This is a genomic window from Rhizobium sp. WSM1328, assembly GCF_057653715.1.
Genome location: NZ_JBYGKO010000004.1, coordinates 404012 through 425691, shown reverse-complemented (window position 1 = coordinate 425691; position 21680 = coordinate 404012). Strand labels below are relative to the sequence as shown.

Here is a 21680-nt window from a genome sequence, read left to right as displayed (position 1 = left end):
ACAACAGGAGTCACGATCATGATGGATATCATTTTACTTGGCACCGCGATCATATTCTTCGCGCTGTGCTTTGCCTACACCCGGGCCTGCGACAGGCTTTGACCGGAGAAACGACGATGACCCTCGATTATGTCTTGAGCGGTGCCGTGACCGTGTTTCTCACCGTCTACCTCACCTACGCTCTCCTTCGCCCAGAACGCTTTTGAAGAGAACTGGCACTTCTGCGGTCGCGCATGCGCGACCGAGAGGCAGCCGGGTATTGAAAGTTTACCTCCATGACCCTCAACGGATGGCTTCAGATCCTGCTTTACTGCGGGATCGTCCTCGTGCTCGTCAAACCGCTCGGCGGTTACATGACGCGTGTCTTCAGCGGCGAGCGCACTTTCCTGTCACCGGTCCTCGTTCCGATCGAACGGGGGCTTTACCGCCTTGCCGGCACCAGCGAAGGCGAGGAACAGCATTGGACCTCTTATGCCTTCGCCGTGCTGCTCTTCAGCCTGCTTGGTGTCATCATACTTTACGCGCTGCAACGCCTGCAGGCCGGCCTTCCCTATAATCCGGCCGGCATGGCAGCCGTCCCGCCCGAGCTTTCCTTCAACACCGCCGTCAGCTTCGTCAGCAACACCAACTGGCAGAACTACGGCGGCGAAAGCACGATGTCCTACCTGACCCAGATGGCCGGCTTCACCGTCCAGAACTTCGTCTCTGCGGCGACGGGCATCGCCATCGCGCTCGCCTTCATCCGCGCCTTCTCGCGCGCTTCGGGCAAGGCCGTCGGCAATTTCTGGGTCGATATGACGAGGGCAACCTTCTATGTGCTGCTGCCGATCTGCATCGTGCTGACACTGGTCTACGTGTATCTCGGCGTGCCGCAGACCCTTGGCGCTTATGTCAATGCCACCACGCTCGAAGGCGCGCAGCAGACGATTGCGGTCGGGCCTGTCGCCTCGCAGCTTGCGATCAAGATGCTCGGCACCAATGGCGGCGGCTTCTTCAACGCCAATTCGGCCCATCCGTTCGAAAATCCCGACGCGATCTCCAATCTCATCCAGATGGTCTCGATCTTCGCGATCGGCGCGGCTTTGACCAACGTCTTCGGCCGCATGGTCGGCAACCAGCGCCAGGGCTGGGCGATCCTTGCCACGATGGGCATCCTGTTCATCGCCGGTGTCGGTGTCACTTATTGGGCGGAAGCTGCCGGCAACCCGCTGATGCATGCTTTCGGTCTTGGCGGCGGCAATATGGAAGGCAAGGAAGTCCGCTTCGGCGTCGCCCTGTCCTCGCTCTTTGCGGTCATCACCACCGCGGCCTCGTGCGGCGCGGTCAATGCGATGCACGGCAGCTTCACCGCACTCGGCGGCCTCATCCCGCTGATCAACATGCAGCTCGGCGAAGTTATCGTCGGCGGTGTCGGCGCGGGTTTCTACGGCATTCTGCTCTTCATCATCGTCGCAGTCTTCGTCGCCGGCCTGATGGTTGGCCGCACGCCGGAATATCTCGGCAAGAAAATCGAGGCGAAAGAAATGAAGATGGCCGTTCTCGCCATCCTCTGCCTGCCGCTCGCCATGCTGGTCTTCACGGCAATCGCAAGCGTCCTTCCAAGTGCGGTTGCATCGATCGGGACCGCCGGCCCGCACGGCTTCTCCGAAATCCTCTATGCCTATAGCTCGGCTGCGGCCAACAACGGCTCGGCTTTCGGCGGCCTCACCGGCAATACGCCCTGGTACAACATTACCCTTGGCCTCGGCATGCTGATGGGCCGCTTCCTGGTCATCATCCCGGCGCTTGCCATTGCCGGTTCGTTGATCGCCAAGAAGTCGGTTCCAGCCTCGGCAGGCACCTTCCCGACGGATGGTCCGCTGTTCGTCGGCCTGCTCGTCGGCACGATCCTGATCGTCGGCGGCCTGACCTTCTTCCCGGCGCTCGCCCTTGGCCCTGTCGTCGAGCACCTGGTCATGATCGCCGGCCAGACCTTCTGAGGTGATGTCATGATCCTCCGTCACAGGCTTCGCAACGCCTTCCACCCTCGTCCCGGTGCGCCGGGACGAGAGAATGGCCCGAGACCCCAAGCCTCCGACATCATCCTGGTGATGATGGCAGGCCTCCTCGTCATCGCCGCCATCTTCAAGATCCTACAGGGCTGACCGGCTTCCGGTTCGCCATCCTCGTTTCAAAGCTGGAGTCTCTTATGAGCCAGGCAAAATCCGCGAGCGTCATGGACTCTCGCATCCTCATTCCGGCCGTGGGGGCCGCTTTCAAGAAGCTCAACCCGCGGGCGCTTGCCAGAAACCCGGTCATGTTTGTCGTGGCAACGGTCTCGGTACTGACCACCGTTCTTTTCCTGCGCGATCTGGTGGCGGGCAACGGCAATCTCGGCTTCTCGTTCCAGATCAATATCTGGCTCTGGTTCACCGTGCTCTTTGCCAATTTCGCCGAAGCCGTCGCCGAAGGCCGCGGCAAGGCGCAGGCGGATTCGCTGCGCAAGGCGCGCACCGAAACCCAGGCCAAACTGCTCACCGCCAACAATGGCAGCGGCTACCGCATGGTGCCGGGCACCAGCCTCAAGGTCGGCGACCTCGTGCTCGTCGAGGCCGGCGACATCATCCCCTCGGACGGCGAAGTCATCGAAGGTGTCGCCTCCGTCAACGAAGCGGCGATAACAGGCGAATCCGCCCCTGTCATCCGCGAATCCGGCGGCGACCGCTCGGCCGTGACCGGCGGCACGCAGGTGCTGTCCGACTGGATCCGCGTGCGCATCACCGCGGCTGCCGGCTCGACCTTCATCGACCGGATGATTGCGCTCGTCGAAGGTGCGGAGCGCCAGAAGACCCCGAACGAGATCGCGCTCAACATCCTGCTTGCCGGTATGACGCTGATCTTCGTGCTCGCCACCGCGACGATCCCGAGCTTTGCCATTTATGCCGGCGGCTCGATCCCGATCATCGTGCTCGTCGCCCTCTTCGTCACGCTGATCCCGACGACGATCGGCGCGCTGCTGTCGGCAATCGGCATCGCCGGCATGGACCGCCTCGTTCGCTTCAACGTGCTCGCCATGTCCGGCCGCGCGGTCGAAGCCGCCGGCGACGTCGATACGCTGCTGCTCGACAAGACCGGCACGATCACGCTCGGCAATCGTCAGGCGACGACCTTCCGCCCGGTTCGCGGCGTTTCCGAACAGGATCTCGCCGATGCCGCCCAGCTCGCCTCACTTGCCGACGAAACGCCGGAAGGCCGCTCCATCGTCGTGCTCGCCAAGGAGAAATATGCGATCCGCGGCCGCGACATGGCAAGCCTCAAGGCGACCTTCGTGCCCTTCACCGCCCAGACCCGCATGAGCGGTGTCGATCTCGACGGTTCCTCGATCCGCAAGGGTGCGGTCGATGCCGTGCTGGCTCATGTCAACGGCGATGCATCCTCCAAAAACGGCAGCGAGATCGTCCGCGAACTGCAATCGATCTCCGACGAGGTCGCCAAATCCGGCGGCACGCCGCTCGCCGTTGCCCGCGACGGCAGGCTGCTCGGCGTCATCCAGCTGAAGGATATCGTCAAGGGCGGCATCCGCGAGCGTTTCACCGAGCTTCGCCGCATGGGCATCCGCACCGTGATGATAACAGGCGACAACCCGCTGACGGCAGCGGCCATCGCCGCCGAGGCCGGCGTCGACGACTTCCTCGCCCAGGCAACGCCAGAGATGAAGCTGGCGCTGATGCGCGAGGAACAGTCGAAGGGCAAGCTCGTCGCCATGTGCGGCGACGGCACCAACGATGCGCCGGCGCTCGCCCAGGCCGATGTCGGCGTCGCCATGAACACCGGCACGGTCGCCGCCCGCGAGGCCGGAAACATGATCGATCTCGATTCGGACCCGACGAAGCTCATCGAGATCGTCGAGATCGGCAAGCAACTGTTGATGACGCGCGGCGCGCTGACGACGTTTTCGATCGCCAACGACATCGCCAAGTACTTCGCCATCATCCCGGCGATGTTCCTGACCTTCTACCCGCAGCTCGGCGTCTTGAACATCATGGGGCTGTCGACGCCGCAAAGCGCCATCCTCTCGGCAATCATCTTCAATGCACTGATCATCATCGCGCTGATCCCGCTGTCGTTGAAGGGTGTCCGCTACCGTCCGATCGGCGCCGGTGCGCTACTGTCGCGCAACCTGCTGATCTACGGCGCCGGCGGCATCATCGTCCCCTTCATCGGCATCAAGGCGATCGACATGGCTGTCGCAGCCCTCGGCCTTGCCTAACGGCAGCCTGAAAGCACTCTAAGGAGTAAGACAATGTTGAAAGAACTTCGTCCGGCGGTCGTCATGATCGTTGCCACCACCGCCATCACCGGCCTTCTCTATCCGCTCGCCATGACCGGTGCCGCCCAGGCCCTCTTTCCGAAGCAGGCGAACGGCAGCCTGATCGGGAACAACGGCCAGGTGATCGGCTCGATGCTGATCGGCCAGGCCTTCACCAGCGACAAATATTTCCACGGCCGTCCTTCGGCCGCCGGCGACGGCTACAATGCGGCTGCCTCCAGCGGCTCGAATCTCGGCCCGACCAGCCAGAAGCTGATCGACCGCGTCAAGGGCGACTACAACGCCGCCAAAGCGACGAACCCGAACGCGGAGGTGCCGGCCGACCTCGTCACCGCTTCGGGCAGCGGCCTCGATCCGCATATCTCGCCGGAGGCTGCCTATTTCCAGGTGGCGCGTGTTGCCAAGGCGCGAAGCCTTGATGAGGCCAAGGTCAAGGCGCTGGTCGACGGCGCCGTAGAAGACCGCGAGCTCGGCATTCTCGGCGAACCCAGGGTCAATGTTCTGGCGTTGAATCAGAGCCTTGATGCTTCTATGACTGAGTGACCCTGGCAGGCTGGGCGCCCTTTTTCTTCCCATCGCTGCGCTAACCGGAGGGGCGAAGGATAGGAAGATATAGCGCCCGTCCTCGGCAGCCATCTGCAGAAAGACCATACGCATGCCAGACGACAGTCGCGACCAGGCCGGCAGGCCCTCGCCCGATGCGCTTCTCGAAAAAGCCCGGGCTGAAACGCGCGGCCGTCTGAAGATCTTTCTCGGAGCCGCCCCCGGTGTCGGCAAGACTTACGAGATGCTCGTCTCCGGCCGTGCCAAGATCGCCGACGGTCTCGATGTCGTCATCGGCGTCGTCGAGACCCACGGCCGCAAGGAGACCGAAGCGCTTATCCCCGGCTTCGAGATCATCCCTCGCGTCGAAATCAGCTACAGGGGCCGGGCGCTCGAGGAAATGGACCTCGACGGCATCCTTGCCCGCCGGCCTGATCTCGTGCTGGTCGACGAACTCGCCCACACCAATGCCGAGGGCAGCCGCCATCCGAAGCGTTATCTCGACGTCAAGGAATTGCTCGATCGCGGTATCGACGTCTATACGACGCTGAACATCCAGCACGTCGAAAGCCTGAACGACGTCGTCTCGCAGATCACCCGCATCCGCGTGCGCGAGACTGTGCCGGACTCGATCATCGACCTTGCCGACGACATCGAGATCATCGACCTGACGCCGGATGATCTGATCAAGCGCCTGCATGACGGCAAGGTCTACATGCCGCGCACCGCCGAGCGGGCGCTGACCAACTATTTCACGCCTGGCAACCTGACGGCGCTCAGAGAACTTGCGCTGCGCAAGACCGCCCAGCGCGTCGACGACCAGTTGCTTTCCCATATGCAGGCCCATGCAATTTCCGGCCCATGGGCGGCGGGCGAGCGGGTGCTCGTTTCGGTCGACCACCATTCACGTTCCGCTTCGCTGGTGCGTTACGCCGCCCGCATGGCCTCGCGGCTGCGTGCGCCATGGGCCGCCGTCTATATCGAGACCAACCGCTCGATCAATCTGACCGAAGCCGAACGCGATTCCGTCGCCGCGACGCTGCGCCTCGCCGAGCAGCTCGGTGGCGAGGCGATTACCCTTCCCGGTCGCGAGGTGGCTGAAGAGCTCGTCGGCCACGCCACTGCCAACAACGTCACCCATATCGTCATCGGCGCCCCGAAGAAGCCGACATGGCGGGACTGGTGGGGCCGCTCGATCACCGACGAGCTGATCCGCAGGGCCGGCGAGATCAGCGTCCATGTCATTTCCGGCAATGAGAAGGACGGCACCACCACGCGCGGCGTGAGGGCGGCGGCCACCCCGCCGCCACTGGATCTCAGGGCCTATCTGCTGGCGACCGGTTATGTCGCCATCGCGCTCGCCGTCGGCGTCGTGCTCGACCAGGTGCTCGACGTGCGCAACCTCGCCCTCGTCTTTCTGATGGCCGTGCTGACCTCAGCCGTCCTCCACGGCCTGCGGCCGGCCCTTTACAGTTGCATCCTCAGCGCGCTGTCCTTCAACTTCTTCTTCCTGCCGCCGCGCTACACGCTGACGATCAGCGATCCGGAAAGCGTACTTGCGCTCTTCTTCTTCCTGGGCGTCGCCATCATCGCCAGCAACCTGACTGCAACCGTGCAGCGCCAGGCCGCCGCCGCCCGCCAGCGGGCGCGCACGACTGAAGACCTTTATCTCTTCTCGAAAAAGCTCGCCGGCACCGGCACGCTCGATGACGTGCTCTGGGCAACCGCCTTCCAGCTTGCCTCGATGCTGAAGGTCCGCGTCGTGCTGCTGCTGCCGGAAGAGGGCAGCATCGCCGTCAAGGCCGGTTATCCGCCTGATGATACGCTCGACGATGCCGATATCGCCGCCGCCCGCTGGGCCTGGGAGCACAACCACGCCGCCGGCCGCGGCGCCGATACCCTGCCCGGCGCCAAGCGCCTCTATGTGCCGCTCCGAACCGGGCGCACCGCCGTCGGCGTCATCGGCCTCGACAGCGACCGCCGCGACGGGCCGCTGCTGACGCCGGAGCAACAGCGGCTGCTCGATGCGCTCGCCGACCAGGCGGCCCTTGCCATCGAACGTGTGCAGCTCGTCGCCGATGTCGACCGGGCAAGACTTGGGGCCGAAGCCGACCGGCTGCGCTCGGCGCTGCTGACATCGATCTCGCACGACCTGAAGACACCGCTTGCCGCCATCCTCGGCGCCGCCGGCACGCTGCGCGACTATTTCGCCTCGATGCCGGCGGAGGATCGCAGCGATCTGCTGTCGACCGTCATCGACGAATCCGAACGCCTCAACCGCTTCATCGCCAATCTGCTCGACATGACTAAGATCGAATCCGGCGCGATGGAACCGAACTCGGCACTGCATTATGCCGGCGATATCGTCGGCAGCGCACTTCGCCGTGCCGCAAAGATCCTCGACGGCCACAAGACAGAGATGAGTATTCCCGCCGACCTGCCGATGGTGCGCGTCGATCCCGTCCTCTTCGAGCAGGTGATCTTCAACCTGCTCGACAATGCCGCGAAATATGCGCCCGAGCAATCGGTGATCCATATCGAGGGCTGGGCCGATGCCGACAACGTCGTCGTGCAGATTTCGGACGAAGGCCCAGGCATTCCGCCGACCGATCTCTCCCGCGTCTTTGACACCTTCTACCGCGTGCGCAAGGGCGATCAGGTGCGCGCCGGCACCGGGCTTGGCCTTTCCATCTGCCGCGGCTTCATCGATGCGATGGGCGGCACGATCACCGCCGGCAACCGGACGGGCCGTCCGGGCGCCGTCTTCACCATCCGCCTGCCGAAACCCAACGACATTCCGAAACTGGATGAACTCCGATGACCGGTTCAGCCGTCAAGATCCTCGTCGTCGACGACGAGCCTCCGATCCGCAAGCTGCTCCGCGTCGGCCTGACCGCGCAGGGCTACGAGGTGCGCGAGGCGCCGAACGCCGCCGCCGCCCGTCAGTCGGTCGCCGACGACATGCCCGACCTCATCGTGCTCGACCTCGGCCTGCCCGACACATCAGGCCACGACCTGCTGCAGGTGTGGCGCGACGAAGGGCTTTCCATGCCGGTCGTCATTCTGTCCAGCCGCACCGACGAGGCCGGTATCGTCAAGGCGCTGGAAAGCGGCGCCGACGATTACGTCACCAAGCCCTTCGGCATCAACGAACTCGGCGCCCGCATCCGCGTGGCGCTGCGCCACCGCCTGCAGCAACAGGGCGAAAAGGCGATCTTCCAGACCGGCGGGCTGTCGATCGATCTCGTCAAGCGCATCGTCAAGGTCGAAGGCGCGGAAATAAAGCTGTCGCCGAAGGAATATGACATCCTGCGCGTGCTCGCCCAGCATGCCGGCAAGGTGCTGACACACCAGTTTCTTCTAAAGCAGGTATGGGGGCCGGCGGCGGATGTGCAGTATCTGCGCGTCTATGTCCGGCAGCTGCGGCAAAAGGTCGAGCAGATTCCCGACCAGCCGCACTATATCACCACCGAGACCGGCGTTGGCTACCGGCTCAGGGAACCGGATTGAACTCCCTTCCCTCCCGCTGCCGGAACACTATCGAGCCGAGCAGTATCGAGCCGAACAGTATCGAGAATGACATGAACCTTCCCAACATCATCCGCCCGGAACACACCTTCATCGGCGTGTCGGCGCCGACGAAATGGCGCGCGCTGCAGACCATCGCAGACAAGGCCGCCAAGGCTTTCTCCGTCGACGGCCAGACCATCCTGAAGGCGCTCGAAGCGCGTGAGAAGCTCGGCTCGACGGGGATCGGCAACGGCATCGCCGTCCCGCATGCGGCAATCGACGGCATGACCAGCCCGCGCGGCCTTCTCCTCCGCTTTGCCCATCCGCTGGATTTCGAGGCGATCGACGATATCCCGACGGATATCGCCTTCGTGCTGCTCTTCGGGGAAAACAATCGCGGCGAATATCTGAACGTGCTTTCTGCGATCGCCAGGCGGCTGCAATCGGACGGCACGCTTGTCGCCATGCGCAAGGCACGAACGGTCGACGAATACTATTCCGATTTCATCGCCGATTCACGGGTATGACGTCCAAATTGAATAGCGGGAGCATGATGTCGTCCGAAAACCGCTCACACGTTTCGGCATCATAAAAAAAGGCGCGGCCCGAAGGCCGCGCCCGCTCGTCTGCAATCAGACTATCTTAGAAATCGCGCTGGAAGCGCAGGAAGCCGAACACTTCGTCGTCGCCTTCGTCCTCATCGTGATATTGCACGCTGAGCTTCGAACGCAGGTCTTCGACGATCTGGTAGTCGATGGTGACACCGGTCGTGTAGGCGCTGCCGCCGGTGAAACCGTTGCCGTCAGCCTCGAGAGCAATGTTTTCGAAGTACTGGAAGCCCGGGGTGACCGACCACTTGTCGTTGATCTTCAAGGCATACTCTGCTGCGATCGTCCATTCGGACTCTTCGTAGTAGTAGTTGGCGCCGCTTGCCCATACGCCGGCAATGCCGAGCGTGCCCGGGCCGATGTCGGCATAAACGATACCGCGGACAGCGACTTCGCTGGTGTCGGTGTCGTAACCGGCAAGCAGGTAAGCGCTGATGGCGCCGGCCTTGTAGGAGACCTGGCCTGCGACACCAAAGTTGTTCGGGCCGTCGCCCGGCTTGGTGGCGTAGACTTCTTCGAGTTCGTCGACCGAGATGCCGGCCGCGAAAGCGCCATTCTCGTACTGATAACGGATCGAGTTGTGGGTCGTCTCGTTGCTGGCGAGCGTATCGGTCTCGCCGCTCATGTCGTCATCCCACCAGCTGTACAGCTTACCGGCGCGGAAACCGGCAATGTCGAGATAGCCTTCATCGAGCAATGCTTCCTGATCGGAGGCATTGTCGGCATTGTAACGCAGCGTGATGACGCCGGTGAGCGTACCGTACTCGGTGTCGTTCTTGGTCTGGAAGGTGACCTGACCACGAGTCCAGAAGTCTACGTCGGAATCGCCGGATATCTGCTGACCGAAGCGCACTTCGGTACGGATATAACCGCCGATCGAAAGGCATGTTTCCGTCCCCGGAATATAAAAATAGCCGGTACCGTAGGCGTCGCAAACGCGAACATATTCCACGGGCTCGGGTTCCGCCGCCACGATGGCGTCGGCTGCGCGGGCTCCGGAGGCCGCGGCAAGGGCGGCAACGGAGGCAAAGAGGATAGTTCTGATATTCATTTTGAATGGCCCTAACAGGTTTGGAATGCGAGGCGCACTTCAAGGGTACCCCCGCGTAGCAGTCGGCGAATACGACCGCACGGGAGCCATATAGGAATCCGCAAGTGTCATCGCGGCAAAATCTTGGCAAAAATCTGCATCACCATGTCGTTTTCGTGGAGGAACTGTGGCCAAAAAAACACGGCCCCACGGCAGGCAGCGCCCAGCGACCAATTGGCCGCGGCCAACTTCGGCACGTCCATTTCCAAATTGCCGCTTAAATGGAATGGCATTCTAACAGCCACGCCGGAACCGGAAGAACCTTTGTTTCATTATACGACTGAGTTGATAGAGTTAAGGCAGAAAACAGGAGGGTTCCCCATGCAGACACAACGGCTCACCCGGCTCATCGCAGCTGCGGTCATGGCAGGCAGCTTCGCGATCGGAAGCATTGCTCCGGCATTCGCAGATCAGACGCTTCTTAACGTTTCCTACGATCCGACCCGCGAATTGTATAAGGATTTCAATGCCGCCTTTGCCGCCAAGTGGCAAAAGGACAATGGTGAAACCCTGACGATCCAGGCTTCGCATGGCGGTTCCGGCGCCCAGGCCCGCTCGGTCATCGACGGTCTCGACGCCGATGTCGTGACACTTGCCCTCGAAGGCGATATCGACGCCATCGCCAAGGCGACCGGCAAGATCCCGGCCGACTGGAAGACCAAGTTCCCCAACAATTCGACGCCTTATACGTCGACGATCGTCTTCCTCGTGCGCAAGGGCAACCCGAAAGGCATCAAGGATTGGGGAGACCTGGTCAAGGACGACGTGCAGGTGATCACCCCGAATCCTAAGACATCGGGCGGCGCGCGCTGGAACTTCCTTGCCGCATGGGCATGGGCCAAGCAGTCAAATGGCGGCGACGAAGCCAAGGCGCAGGAATACGTTGCGAAACTCCTGCAGCACGTCCCGGTTCTCGACACCGGCGCTCGCGGCGCCACGACCACCTTTGTCCAGCGCGGCCTCGGCGATGTGCTGCTCGCCTGGGAAAACGAAGCCTATCTTTCGCTCGAAGAGCTCGGTCCCGACCAGTTCGAGATCGTAACACCGACCTTCTCCATCCGCGCCGATCCGCCGGTCGCCGTCGTCGACGGCAATGTCGACAAGAAGGGCACGCGCAAGGTCGCCGAAGCCTATCTCAACTACCTCTATTCGGACGAAGGCCAGAAGATCGCCGCCAAGCACTACTATCGGCCGACCGAGCCGGAAGCCGCCGATCCGGCTGACATCGCCCGCTTCCCGAAGCTGACGCTGGCGACCATCGACGACTTCGGCGGCTGGAAGGACGCACAGCCTAAATTCTTCGGCGACGGCGGCGTATTTGACCAAATCTACAAGCCGGCCCAATAATAGACTTCATGAAAGCACATAGCCCCACGCGGTGGCGGTTCAAACGGCCGAGCGTCATTCCGGGTTTCGGAATGGCGCTCGGCTTTACCTTGACCTGGCTCACCCTTCTGATCCTCATCCCGCTCTCGGGCCTTGCCGTCCGCTCGAGCGCGCTCGGCTGGGAGAAATTCTGGTCGATCGCGCTCGATCCGCGCACGCTGAACGCGTTGCGCATAAGCTTCGGCAGCGCCTTCATCGCCGCGATCGTCAATGCCGTCTTCGGCATCATTCTCGCCTGGGTGCTGGTGCGTTACCGCTTCCCCGGCAAGCGCATCATCGATGCCATGGTCGACCTGCCCTTCGCGCTGCCGACCGCCGTTGCCGGCATCGCACTGACGACGCTCTATGCGCCGAACGGCTGGATCGGCCAGTTCCTGACGCCGCTCGGCATCAAGATCGCCTTTACGCCTACCGGCATCGTCGTGGCGCTGATCTTCGTCGGCCTGCCCTTCGTGGTGCGTACCGTGCAGCCGGTCATGGAGGAGATCGACAAGGAAGTGGAGGAGGCCGCGGCAACGCTCGGCGCCAATCGCTTCCAGACGATTTTCCGCGTGTTGCTGCCGGGGCTGGCGCCCGCCGTGCTCACCGGCTTTGCGCTGGCCTTTGCCCGCGGCGTCGGCGAATACGGCTCGGTCATCTTCATCGCCGGCAACCTGCCGTTCAAATCGGAGATCGCGCCGCTGCTGATCATCATCAAGCTCGAAGAGTATAATTATGCGGCAGCGACCGGCATTGCGGCGATCATGCTGATCATCTCGTTCGCCATGCTGCTCGTCATCAATCTCATCCAGAGCTGGAGCAGGCGGAGGTACGGCTATGGCGCTTGATGCGACCGCTCAACCAACGATGCTGCGTTCGGTGACCACCGAAAACAGGATCGCGCGCTTCAGCCTGATCATCCTCTCGCTCGTCTTCCTGCTGCTGATCCTGCTTCTGCCGCTCGCAGCCGTCTTCGTCGAGGCCTTCCGCAAGGGGGCCGGCCCGTTCCTCCAGGCGCTCGCGGACGCCGAGACCTTCTCGGCGATCCGCCTGACACTGATCGTTGCCGGCGTCAGCGTGCCGCTCAACCTCGTCTTCGGGGTTGCTGCCGCCTGGGCGATCGCCAAGTTCGAGTTCAAGGGCAAGGCGTTCCTGACGACGCTGATCGACCTGCCCTTCTCGGTCTCGCCCGTCATATCGGGCCTGGTCTTCGTTCTGCTGTTCGGCGCCAATACCTGGCTCGGCCAGTGGTTCAGCGCTCACGACATCAAGATCCTGTTCGCCGTGCCGGGGTTGATCCTCGCCACCATGTTCGTCACCTTCCCCTTCGTCGCCCGCGAGCTGATCCCGCTGATGCAGGAACAGGGAACGGCCGACGAGGAGGCAGCCCTTTCGCTCGGCGCCAGCGGCTGGCAGACCTTCTGGCACGTGACGCTGCCGAACATCAAATGGGGCCTGCTCTACGGCGTGCTTCTCTGCAACGCCCGCGCCATGGGCGAATTCGGCGCCGTTTCGGTGGTGTCGGGCCACATCCGCGGCCAGACGAACACCATGCCGCTGCAGGTGGAAATTCTCTATAACGAGTATAATTTCACCGGCGCTTTTGCCGTCGCCACGCTTTTGGCCTTGCTCGCGCTCGTGACTCTTGTTTTGAAGACGCTGCTGGAAATGCGCTATAGCGCCGAAATCGCCGCCAGCCGGCGGCACTGAAGGATTTGGAATGGAAGTACGCGTTCAAAACATTCGCAAGGAATTCGATCGTTTTCCGGCGCTGCACGATGTCTCGCTCGACATCCGCTCCGGCGAGCTGATCGCACTGCTCGGTCCATCGGGCTCCGGCAAGACGACATTGCTGCGGCTGATCGCCGGCCTCGAAAGCCCGACGGAGGGGCTGATCTTCTTCGGCGACGAGGATGCCTCGAAGAAATCAGTGCAGCAGCGCAATATCGGCTTCGTCTTCCAGCACTATGCTCTCTTCCGCTACATGACGGTGCTCGAAAACGTCTCCTTCGGCCTGAAGGTCAGAAACAGTGCGCGGCGGCCGCCGAAGGCCGATATCCGCAGGCGGGCGCTGGAACTGCTCGACCTTGTCCAGCTTTCGGGTCTCGAAAAACGCTACCCAGCCCAGCTTTCCGGCGGCCAGCGCCAGCGTGTGGCGCTCGCCCGCGCCATGGCCGTCGAGCCGAACGTGCTGCTGCTCGACGAACCCTTCGGCGCGCTCGACGCCCAGGTGCGCAAGGACCTGCGCAAATGGCTGCGCGATATCCACGATCGCACCGGACATACCACAGTCTTCGTCACCCACGACCAGGATGAGGCGCTGGAGCTTGCCGACCGCGTCGTCGTCATGAGCCAGGGCGCGATCGAACAAGTGGGCACGCCGGACCAGGTTTACGACAATCCCAATTCTCCCTTCGTCTTCGGCTTCATCGGCCAGTCGAACTGCCTGCAGGTCGAGATATCAGACGGCGACATTCGCTTCGAAGGTCGCTCGCTCGGCCTCAATGCCGAAGGCGAGCCGGATGGCGCGGCGCAGCTCTATTTCCGCCCGCACGACGTCAGGCTTTGCGAATCAGCTGAAAACTGTATCGCCGGCCAGCCGGTCTCCAGCCGCCGCGTGGCAGGCACCCGCCATATCGAATTGGATATCGGCAATGATCGCCCGCATATCGAGATCGAATTGCCACCGAGCGAGGCCGACAGGCTTGACCGCAACCGGGTAGCCTTCAAGCCGACCCGCTGGAAACTGTTCCGCAGCTGATGGGGATTGGTGACGCTAACACCTTGAATTCCTGCACCATTTATCCCTAAATCGATTCCGATTTAGGGGATTATGCAGAAGGCCATCGCCGGAATCGTATTTGGCGAGAGTCCCTTAAGGTTTTTGTTATCTAAGGTTGTTTGTATTTCAGTCATATGACGAGTAAAACGTTTACGCTTAACCATAAGGGCTGGACTAATCCCATAGGAGGCACCTGGCGTTGAGGGCGGAGATTTCCTTTGGAAAATCCCTGATCGGGATTTTGTTCGTGGGACTGGCAGCTGCAAGCTGCACAACGACATCGAAACCGGCGGCAACGGCGGCGAACAGCAAGACGAAGCCGGGCCAAGCGGCGAAAGTCACGTTCAATTATACGGCCAAAGACCGCGAGTGCCTGCAGCGCGCGATGTATTTCGAATCGCTGCATTCGGACAAGGACGGCTACATGGCTGTCGGGACCGTGGTCATGAACAGGCTCACCTCCGGCGCCTATCCGACGTCGATCTGCGGCGTGGTGGCCCAGAAACGGCAGTTCGCGCCCGGCGTGATGACGCGCGAAGTCAAGCCGCAGGCGGAAACCGAGCTTGCCAGCGCGGCCGATGCAATCCTTGTTAAAGGCGCACGCCATCCTGCGGTGAAGGACGCGATGTTCTTCCACACCGATGGGCTGAAATTCCCGTACGACAACATGCACTATGTGACGGTTGCCGGCGGCAACGCCTTCTACGAGAAGCGCGACTCCAACGGCATGCTTGAAACGCCGCCGCCGCTGCCCTCCTACGAGGTGGCGATGAACTATGTGCCCGGCGAAAGCATGCTGCCGCCGCAATTCGAGGCCCTGATACCCTCGGCGGTTCCCGTTCCTCTCCCGGCGCCAGACCCCATGGCGACGGCGAGCACGGGGCAGATGCGGATCACGGCGCCGGTGACCGCGCCGGAAACATCCCCGGTAATATCGGTCGAGCCCGAGCCGGGAATGCCCATTGCGATCCCTATCCCCCGGCCCGCCTATGACAGCGTGATGCTGCGTGAAAGCCTTCCAGCGAACGGCGGTTAAACCAACCGCCGTTCCGGTATGAGTTAGATGGAAGCGCGCTTTTGCTGGACTTGTTTTAGGCGCGCTCTTCCCAAACCCTCGCCAGTTCCACGATCGTCTTCACCGCCTTTTCCATGTCCTGGCGGCTCACCCATTCGAGCGGCGAGTGGAAGGCGTGGCCGCCGGCGAAGATGTTCGGGCACGGCAGCCCCATGAAGGAAAGACGCGAGCCATCGGTGCCGCCGCGGATGCTGCCGCGCACCGGCGTCATGCCGGCCCGGCGCACCGCTTCGATCGCGTTGTCGACGATCTCCGGGTGACGATCGAGCACCACCTTCATGTTGCGATACTGCTCCTTCACCTCAAAATGATAGGTCGAGCCGGGATAGACAGCCATCACGTCCTTGACGATGCCTTCGAGCATCGATTCCTTTTCCGTGAGACCCTTGTCGGTGAAATCACGGATGATAAAGCTCAGCGACGCCTTCTCCATCGAACCGGTCACGCCTGTGGGATGGATGAAGCCCTGCTGGCCTTCCGTGGTCTCGGGGGCAATATCCCTCGGCAGCCGGTCGATGATGGCGCCAGCGATTTTGATGGCGTTTTCCATGCGGCCCTTGGCAAAGCCGGGATGGATCGCCACACCTGATATGCTGATCTCGACGCCGTCGGCCGAAAACGTCTCATCCTCGATATGGCCGGCCGTCTCGCCGTCCATCGTATAGGCGAAGTCGGCACCGAGTTTCTTCAGGTCGACCTTGTTGACGCCGCGCCCGACTTCCTCGTCGGGCGTGAACAGGATCTTGATCGTCCCGTGCCTGATATCTGGATTGCCGACGAGTATCTGAGCCGCGGTCATGATTTCGGCCAGTCCGGCCTTGTCGTCGGCGCCGAGCAATGTCGTTCCATCGGTCGTGACGATATCATTGCCAATCTGGTTCTGCAGTTCGGGATGATCGCTGACGCGGATCACCCGGCCGGTGTCGCCGGCAAGCTTGATATCGCCGCCGGCAAAATTCCTGATGATCTGCGGCTTGACATCAGTGCCGCTGAAATCGGGTGCCGTATCCATGTGCGAGCAGAAACAGATGACCGGCACCGTCTTGTCGCTATTGGCCGGAATGGTCGCGTAGACATAGCCGTATTCATCGAGATGCGCGTCCGCAAGGCCGATCTTCAGCAGTTCATCGACCAGAACGCGGCCGAGATCCTTCTGCTTGCCGGTGGTCGGCTGCGTCGACGAGGTAGGGTCGGATTGCGTGTCGATAACGACATAACGGAGAAAGCGGTCGAGAACAGTGTCGGTCATGGCATCCAATCCAGCAAGATCACACGGACGATATAGCCCTCATGGGCGATGCGGCAAAAGATTTTTCCGCTCGCAGCACGTGAGGAATGATCGTGCAATCCCTTTCATGCGCCCCTGTCTGATATCGGAACCGAGACCACATGTGAAACCAGCCTGCCGTCGCTGACCTCATGCATGAGGAAGGACGGAGCGTCGATCACCGAAAGATCGGCACGGCCGTCCAGCAGAAGCGGATTGGGCGGGCAAAGGGAGCCGCAGGTCTGGACAGTCATCGATCCCAGCCGGCCAAAAGCGGGTCGGTGAACATGGCCGCAGAGAATCGCCAGCGGTAGCCTGTGCATCGTCTTCAGGGTGCTGAGAAGCGCACTGCCGTTTCTGCATCCGACCTGGTCCAGCACCTCGATGCCGATCCGCAACGGCGGCTGATGCATGAAGAGAAGGGAGGGCGTCGTCACATCCGCAAGCGCGCTCGTCAGCCATGGCAGGTGCGGCAGGACGTCGCCGTAACTCTGACCGGCAACGGTCACATCGACACCGAAGAGGGTCAGCCCATCGACGGCTGTCCGGAAATGCATCGGTCCCGTCGCATTGATCCCCGTGCCGACAGCGACAAGTTCGGAGCGCATCAATTGCACATCGTCACCGTTGCCCGGCAACAGATGGACGGGGCAGTCCAGCGACCGCAGGTTTTCGGCGACAAGGCGATAGCCGTGCCGCCATCGGTCGTTTACCAGATCTCCGGTGACAACAAGCACATCCGGGCGGAACGTTTTCAGCCAGCCTATCGCTCGCTCCAGCGTCCGCAGCGACGAAAGGTCTGGCCCCGCATGGATATCGGAAATCTGCGCAACGAGCATGTTCTGCCTCCCCGCCCCTGCCGGAGACACTATGCCGAAACCGACAGCATCGGGCTACCGGCCTAACCGTTCAATCGACGCGTTTTCCCTCGCCGTCGAACACATGCAGATATTGAGCCGGGAAGGCCACATTGACCTTGGGACCTGCCTTCAGCGCTTCGCGGTTCAGCGTGAAGATCTTGAACGGCAGACCATGCAGGGCAAGGTGCAGGATGATGCCGAAGCCTGTCGGTTCGACGAGTTCCACATCCGCGGCAAGCCCCGCCCCGCCGTCACTCATCAGCACATGCTCCGGCCGGATGCCGAGCGTCACCTTTGCGCCGTCTGAAAGCGGCAAAGGCTTTGCAAGCGGCACGATCGTGCCGTCCTTCAGCTTCACGCCGCCGGCATCGTAGGTGGCCTCGAGGAAATTCATCCCAGGCGAGCCGATGAAGCCGGCAACGAAGAGATTGGCGGGGCGGTCGTAGAGTTCCAGGGGACCGCCGACCTGCTGGACCACTCCGCCATGCATGGCGACAATCCGGTCCGCCAGCGTCATTGCCTCGATCTGGTCGTGGGTCACGTAGATCGAGGTCGCCTTCAGGTCGCCATGCAGTTTCTTGATTTCGGCGCGCATCTGTTCGCGCAGGCGCGCATCGAGGTTGGACAGCGGTTCATCGAACAGGAAGGCCTTGGGCTGGCGCACGATGGCGCGGCCCATGGCGACGCGCTGTCGCTGGCCACCGGAAAGCGCCTTCGGCCTGCGTTCGAGCAACGGATCGAGGCCGAGCTTTGCGGCAGCCGCGGCGACCGCGCCTGCAATCTTCTCCTTCGCCACCTTCCGCAGCCTGAGGCTGTAGCTCATATTGCCGGCGACATTCATATGCGGGTAAAGCGCGTAGGACTGGAACACCATGGCGATGTCGCGGTCCTTGGGATGCAACTCGTTGACCCTATTGCCGGCGATGCGGATCTCGCCTGATGTGACCTCCTCAAGCCCGGCGATCATCCGCAGCAGCGTGGACTTGCCGCAGCCGGACGGACCGACGAGCACGACGAATTCGCCGTCCTGGATTTCCAGGTTGACGCCGTGCAGCACCTGCACATGGCCATAGGCTTTGCGGATATTCCGGATATCGATCGATGCCATTTGTTTAACCCTTGACCGCGCCGGCCGTCAGGCCCTGGACGAGATAGCGCTGGATGAGCAGGAAGAAGAGGCCGGCCGGAATGAGCGCCATGACGCCCGCCGCCATCATCTGCCCGAAATCCACCGAGAATTTCGAAACGAAGGTAAGAAGGCCGACGGGGAAGGTCGCCGCGTCATTACCGTTGATCAGCATCAGCGCGAAGAGCAGCTCGCTCCAGGCGGCGGTGAAGACGAAACCGAGTGTGGCGGCGATCCCCGGCAGCGTCAGCGGCAGGATGATCTGGCGAAATGCCGTGAACTGCGTCGCGCCGTCGATCTTCGCCGCCTCTTCGAGATCCCTTGGGATGCCGTCGAAGAAAGACTGCATCAGGAACGTGGCGAAAGGCACGTTGAAGGCGGTGTAGACGATGACGAGCCCGGTCAGGCTGTTGGTCAGATGCAGCGGCGACAGGATCTTGAAGATCGGCGCGACCAGCATGACCAGCGGGAACATCTGGGTCAGCAGCATCAGAGCGACAATCCAGTATTTTGCCCGGAAATTGAAGCGGGAAAGCGCATACCCCGACAGCGAGGCGCAGATGGTCACGGTGATGGCCGTCGAGGCCGAGACGATCAGGCTGTTCTTGAAGAAGGTCGGAAAGGCGCTGTGCCGCAGGACAAAGGCATAATGATCCCAAGTCGTGCGCGACGGCCACATGCGCACGCCCTCGCTATAGAGCAGGTCGTTCGGCGTCACCGAGACCTTGAGCAGCCAGAACAGCGGAAAGAGCGCGAAGGCGATGTAGCAGAGGATCGCCAGACGGTGTGCGATGGTGGGAATGACGGATCGTCTCATGATCTCAATCCTTGTTCAGCAGCGTCTGCCGGAGCAGGATGATCAGCATCGAATAGGCAAGCAGCAGTACGAGCAGCACCAGCGCGATCGCCGAGGCATAACCGAAATCGAGCCGCCTGAAGGCTGTCGTGAAGATATAGCTGGCGACGATCTGCGTTCGGTCTGCCGGCCCGCCATTGGTCATGACGACGATGAGATCGGCGAAATTGGAAATCCACACGGTGCGCAGCAGGACGGTGATGGCGATCGTTGGCGCCAGAAACGGCAGGGTGATCGAGCGGAACCGCTGGAACCAGCCGGCGCCGTCGATCGACGCCGCCTCATAGAGATCGCGCGGGATCGCCTGCAAGGCGGCGAGCAGGGTAATGGCGAAGAAGGGAATGCCCCACCAGACATTGGCGACGATCGGCCCCCACATCGCATAGTTGGGATCGGAGAGGATATTGCCCGGCTCATGCATCAGCCCAAGGGCGAAGAGCCAGTGCGGGATCGGCCCGATGACGGGATTGAACAGCCAGGCCCAGTTGAGGCCGGCAAGAAAGGACGGCACGGCCCAGGGCAGGAAGACCAGCGCCTGGGCGATTGCCCGGCCCTTGAACGGCTTGTCAAGCAGCAGCGCCAGGATCAGCCCGAAAACGAACTGCAGGACGACGGAGGCGCCGGTCCACCATAGCGTGTTTCGCAGCGCCCCGTAGAAGGCGGCGTCGCCTGAAAGCTCGCGGAAATGATCGAGCCCGACGAAGCCGCCGGAAAACGGATTGAGCAGCTGGATATCGCGGAAGGCGTAGGAAATGCCGACCGTCAGCGGCACCAGCATCACCGCAATGATCAGGATCAGCGACGGCGCGCTGTAGAGATAGGGCTCCGAAGCATCGGCAACGCGACGCAGCCATGGTCTGCGGTCGCGACGCATGTCGAGCGTATCGGCGGAAATGGTCATCAGCCAAAAGGTCCCGTTCGCGGCGTTCTGCGCCGTCTGTGTCATCAAAAAAGCGGCGGCGGCCTGTTTCGAGGCCGCCGCCGTCAGTCCGTCGCTTATTTCTTGGCGAGGAACTTCTGCTGCGCCTTGGTGAGGTATTCCGCCCACTGGTCGGCCAGATCCTTCGCCGAGATATCGCCGAGCATCGCCTGTTGCGAGGTCTTGATCGCCAGCGAATCCTTGAAGAAGGCGAATTCCTCGAGATAGGTCGGCATGACTGTTGGTACCGTGTTCGGGTCGGCCAGTTCCTCGAACCAGCCCTTGAACTGGTCACCGGCGTAGAAGGGATCCTTCTCGGCCGCCGTATAGGCCGGCAGGGCGCCGATGCGCTTGTTCCACTCGATATTGCCTTCCGGCCCTTCGAGCGTGGCGATCAGCTTCCAGGAGAGATCCTTGTTGCCGCTGGTGGTGAACATCGACCAGCCGCCATAGCCGATCGTCGGGAAGGACTTGCCGTCAGGCCCCTTCGGCAGCGGCATGACGCCGAAATCCTCCTTCTTCATGCGTTCGGCAATGGCGATCAACGCATCCGGATCCTGATCGAGGAATGCGCAGGTGCCAGAATAGAAGCCGGCGACGACCTCGTTGAAGCCCCAGTTGACGCTGTCCTTGGGCGCATAGCCCTTCTTGTAGAGATCGACCATCCATTCGATGCCCTTGGCCCAGCCGGGGCTGTTCATCGTCGAGGTGCCGTCGTCGTTGAAATACTTGTTCGAGCCGGCCATCGAGGCGGCGAAGATCATCCAGCCGTTTAGGCCGCCCGCTCCGCCGCGCATGCAGTAGCCGTATTTGCCGGACAGTTTGGAAACCTTCTCCGAAGCGGCGGTGAATTCTTCCATCGTCTTCGGCGGCGCGGCGACGCCGGCTTCCGCAAGCAGCTTCTTGTTGTAGAACATCGCCCTGAGATAGAAGCCGTAGGGCAGCATATAGGCGGTGTTCTTGACGTCGCGGCCGAGTTCGAGTGCGCGCGGCGTCAGCTCCTTGGTGTGCTCCCACTTTGCAAGGTAGGGCTCCAGGCTCTCGAGCATGCCGTTATTGGCATAAAGCGACAGCCAGGTATCGGGCATTTCCATCACATCGGGCACGTCGCCGGCAGACACCATAGTCGCGAACTTCTGGAACGCCTCGTTCCAGGGCAGCGAGATGATGTCGACTTTGGTGCCGGGATTGGCGGCTTCGAACTTGCCGACGATCGATTTCAGCGTTTCGGTGCGCTCCGGGCTGGTGATGACTTCGACAAGCTTGAGCGTCGTATCGGCAAAGGCCGTGCCCGCCATCATCGAAGCAAAGATCGTCGAGATTATTAGTTTTTTCATGGCTCAGTTCCCCCTTATTAGGTTTCTCTCGGG

General features: G+C 61.9%; 20 protein-coding genes. 13 read left to right on the top strand and 7 right to left on the bottom strand.

The features are described 5' to 3' along the window. The first annotated feature begins 116 nt into the window (after nt 1-116). The 8 genes from AC2444_RS33200 to AC2444_RS33165 all read left to right on the top strand — a co-directional run bounded on the left by AC2444_RS33200 (nt 117) and on the right by AC2444_RS33165 (nt 8889). Entirely contained in the window at nt 117-206 is a 90-nt protein-coding gene (locus tag AC2444_RS33200; RefSeq protein WP_003547774.1) for a K(+)-transporting ATPase subunit F, read from the top strand. 69 nt (nt 207-275) lie between these two features. Further along, nucleotides 276-1979 carry a potassium-transporting ATPase subunit KdpA gene (gene kdpA, locus AC2444_RS33195; protein WP_128449723.1) on the top strand — a complete coding sequence of 568 codons (1704 nt, stop codon included), beginning with the start codon at nt 276-278 and terminating at the stop codon, nt 1977-1979. Nucleotides 1980-1988: 9 nt separating this feature from the next. Further along, entirely contained in the window at nt 1989-2144 is a 156-nt protein-coding gene (locus AC2444_RS33190; protein ID WP_164902783.1) for a hypothetical protein, read from the top strand. A gap of 44 nt (nt 2145-2188) precedes the next feature. Further along, the gene (gene kdpB, locus AC2444_RS33185) at nt 2189-4249 is read left to right on the top strand and encodes a potassium-transporting ATPase subunit KdpB (RefSeq protein ID WP_128449724.1); all 2061 of its coding nucleotides are present in this window, start codon (nt 2189-2191) and stop codon (nt 4247-4249) included. Between the two features lie 33 nt (nt 4250-4282). Further along, entirely contained in the window at nt 4283-4852 is a 570-nt protein-coding gene (kdpC, locus tag AC2444_RS33180; RefSeq protein ID WP_003553920.1) for a potassium-transporting ATPase subunit KdpC, read from the top strand. A 112-nt stretch (nt 4853-4964) separates the two neighbouring features. Beyond that, complete coding sequence (locus AC2444_RS33175; RefSeq protein WP_128449725.1) at nt 4965-7673, top strand: sensor histidine kinase; 2709 nt, start codon at nt 4965-4967, stop codon at nt 7671-7673. Next, a complete protein-coding gene (locus AC2444_RS33170) occupies nt 7670-8362 on the top strand; it encodes a response regulator transcription factor (protein WP_012763295.1) in 693 nt (230 codons plus the stop codon). The genes AC2444_RS33175 and AC2444_RS33170 overlap by 4 nt, the downstream gene beginning before the upstream one ends. Before the next feature lie 71 nt (nt 8363-8433). Then, nucleotides 8434-8889: a PTS sugar transporter subunit IIA gene (locus tag AC2444_RS33165; RefSeq protein ID WP_128449726.1), complete on the top strand. Its 456-nt coding sequence runs from the start codon at nt 8434-8436 to the stop codon at nt 8887-8889. Nucleotides 8890-9004: 115 nt separating this feature from the next. Here the strand turns inward: AC2444_RS33165 and AC2444_RS33160 are convergent, their stop codons facing one another. Further along, a complete protein-coding gene (locus tag AC2444_RS33160; RefSeq protein ID WP_128449727.1) occupies nt 9005-10021 on the bottom strand; it encodes a porin in 1017 nt (338 codons plus the stop codon). A 360-nt stretch (nt 10022-10381) separates the two neighbouring features. Here AC2444_RS33160 and AC2444_RS33155 point away from each other — a divergent pair, with 360 nt between their 5' ends. The 5 genes from AC2444_RS33155 to AC2444_RS33135 all read left to right on the top strand — a co-directional run bounded on the left by AC2444_RS33155 (nt 10382) and on the right by AC2444_RS33135 (nt 15243). Next, nucleotides 10382-11407, top strand: a complete 1026-nt coding sequence (locus tag AC2444_RS33155) for a sulfate ABC transporter substrate-binding protein (RefSeq protein ID WP_128449728.1) — start codon at nt 10382-10384, stop codon at nt 11405-11407. Between the two features lie 8 nt (nt 11408-11415). Continuing rightward, complete coding sequence (gene cysT, locus AC2444_RS33150; protein ID WP_003553931.1) at nt 11416-12273, top strand: sulfate ABC transporter permease subunit CysT; 858 nt, start codon at nt 11416-11418, stop codon at nt 12271-12273. Beyond that, the gene (gene cysW / locus AC2444_RS33145) at nt 12263-13135 is read left to right on the top strand and encodes a sulfate ABC transporter permease subunit CysW (protein WP_128449729.1); all 873 of its coding nucleotides are present in this window, start codon (nt 12263-12265) and stop codon (nt 13133-13135) included. The genes cysT and cysW overlap by 11 nt, the downstream gene beginning before the upstream one ends. A 10-nt stretch (nt 13136-13145) precedes the next feature. Then, nucleotides 13146-14186, top strand: a complete 1041-nt coding sequence (locus AC2444_RS33140) for a sulfate/molybdate ABC transporter ATP-binding protein (RefSeq protein ID WP_128449730.1) — start codon at nt 13146-13148, stop codon at nt 14184-14186. A gap of 220 nt (nt 14187-14406) precedes the next feature. After that, a complete protein-coding gene (locus AC2444_RS33135; protein WP_128449731.1) occupies nt 14407-15243 on the top strand; it encodes a cell wall hydrolase in 837 nt (278 codons plus the stop codon). A gap of 55 nt (nt 15244-15298) precedes the next feature. On the opposite strand, the gene pepT is transcribed toward AC2444_RS33135, so the two are convergent. The 6 genes from pepT to AC2444_RS33105 form a co-directional block, all read right to left on the bottom strand. Continuing rightward, nucleotides 15299-16531, bottom strand: a complete 1233-nt coding sequence (gene pepT / locus AC2444_RS33130) for a peptidase T (RefSeq protein ID WP_128449732.1) — start codon at nt 16529-16531, stop codon at nt 15299-15301. 104 nt (nt 16532-16635) lie between these two features. Further along, the gene (locus AC2444_RS33125; RefSeq protein WP_128449733.1) at nt 16636-17388 is read right to left on the bottom strand and encodes a metallophosphoesterase; all 753 of its coding nucleotides are present in this window, start codon (nt 17386-17388) and stop codon (nt 16636-16638) included. A 70-nt stretch (nt 17389-17458) separates the two neighbouring features. Further along, nucleotides 17459-18517, bottom strand: a complete 1059-nt coding sequence (locus AC2444_RS33120) for an ABC transporter ATP-binding protein (protein ID WP_017996489.1) — start codon at nt 18515-18517, stop codon at nt 17459-17461. A 4-nt stretch (nt 18518-18521) separates the two neighbouring features. Then, nucleotides 18522-19352 (bottom strand): carbohydrate ABC transporter permease, encoded by an 831-nt coding sequence (locus tag AC2444_RS33115; RefSeq protein WP_003553943.1) that lies wholly within the window; start codon nt 19350-19352, stop codon nt 18522-18524. 4 nt (nt 19353-19356) lie between these two features. After that, nucleotides 19357-20292: a carbohydrate ABC transporter permease gene (locus AC2444_RS33110; RefSeq protein ID WP_026157612.1), complete on the bottom strand. Its 936-nt coding sequence runs from the start codon at nt 20290-20292 to the stop codon at nt 19357-19359. Between the two features lie 95 nt (nt 20293-20387). After that, a complete protein-coding gene (locus tag AC2444_RS33105; protein WP_003553948.1) occupies nt 20388-21647 on the bottom strand; it encodes an ABC transporter substrate-binding protein in 1260 nt (419 codons plus the stop codon). Nucleotides 21648-21680 lie beyond the last annotated feature (33 nt).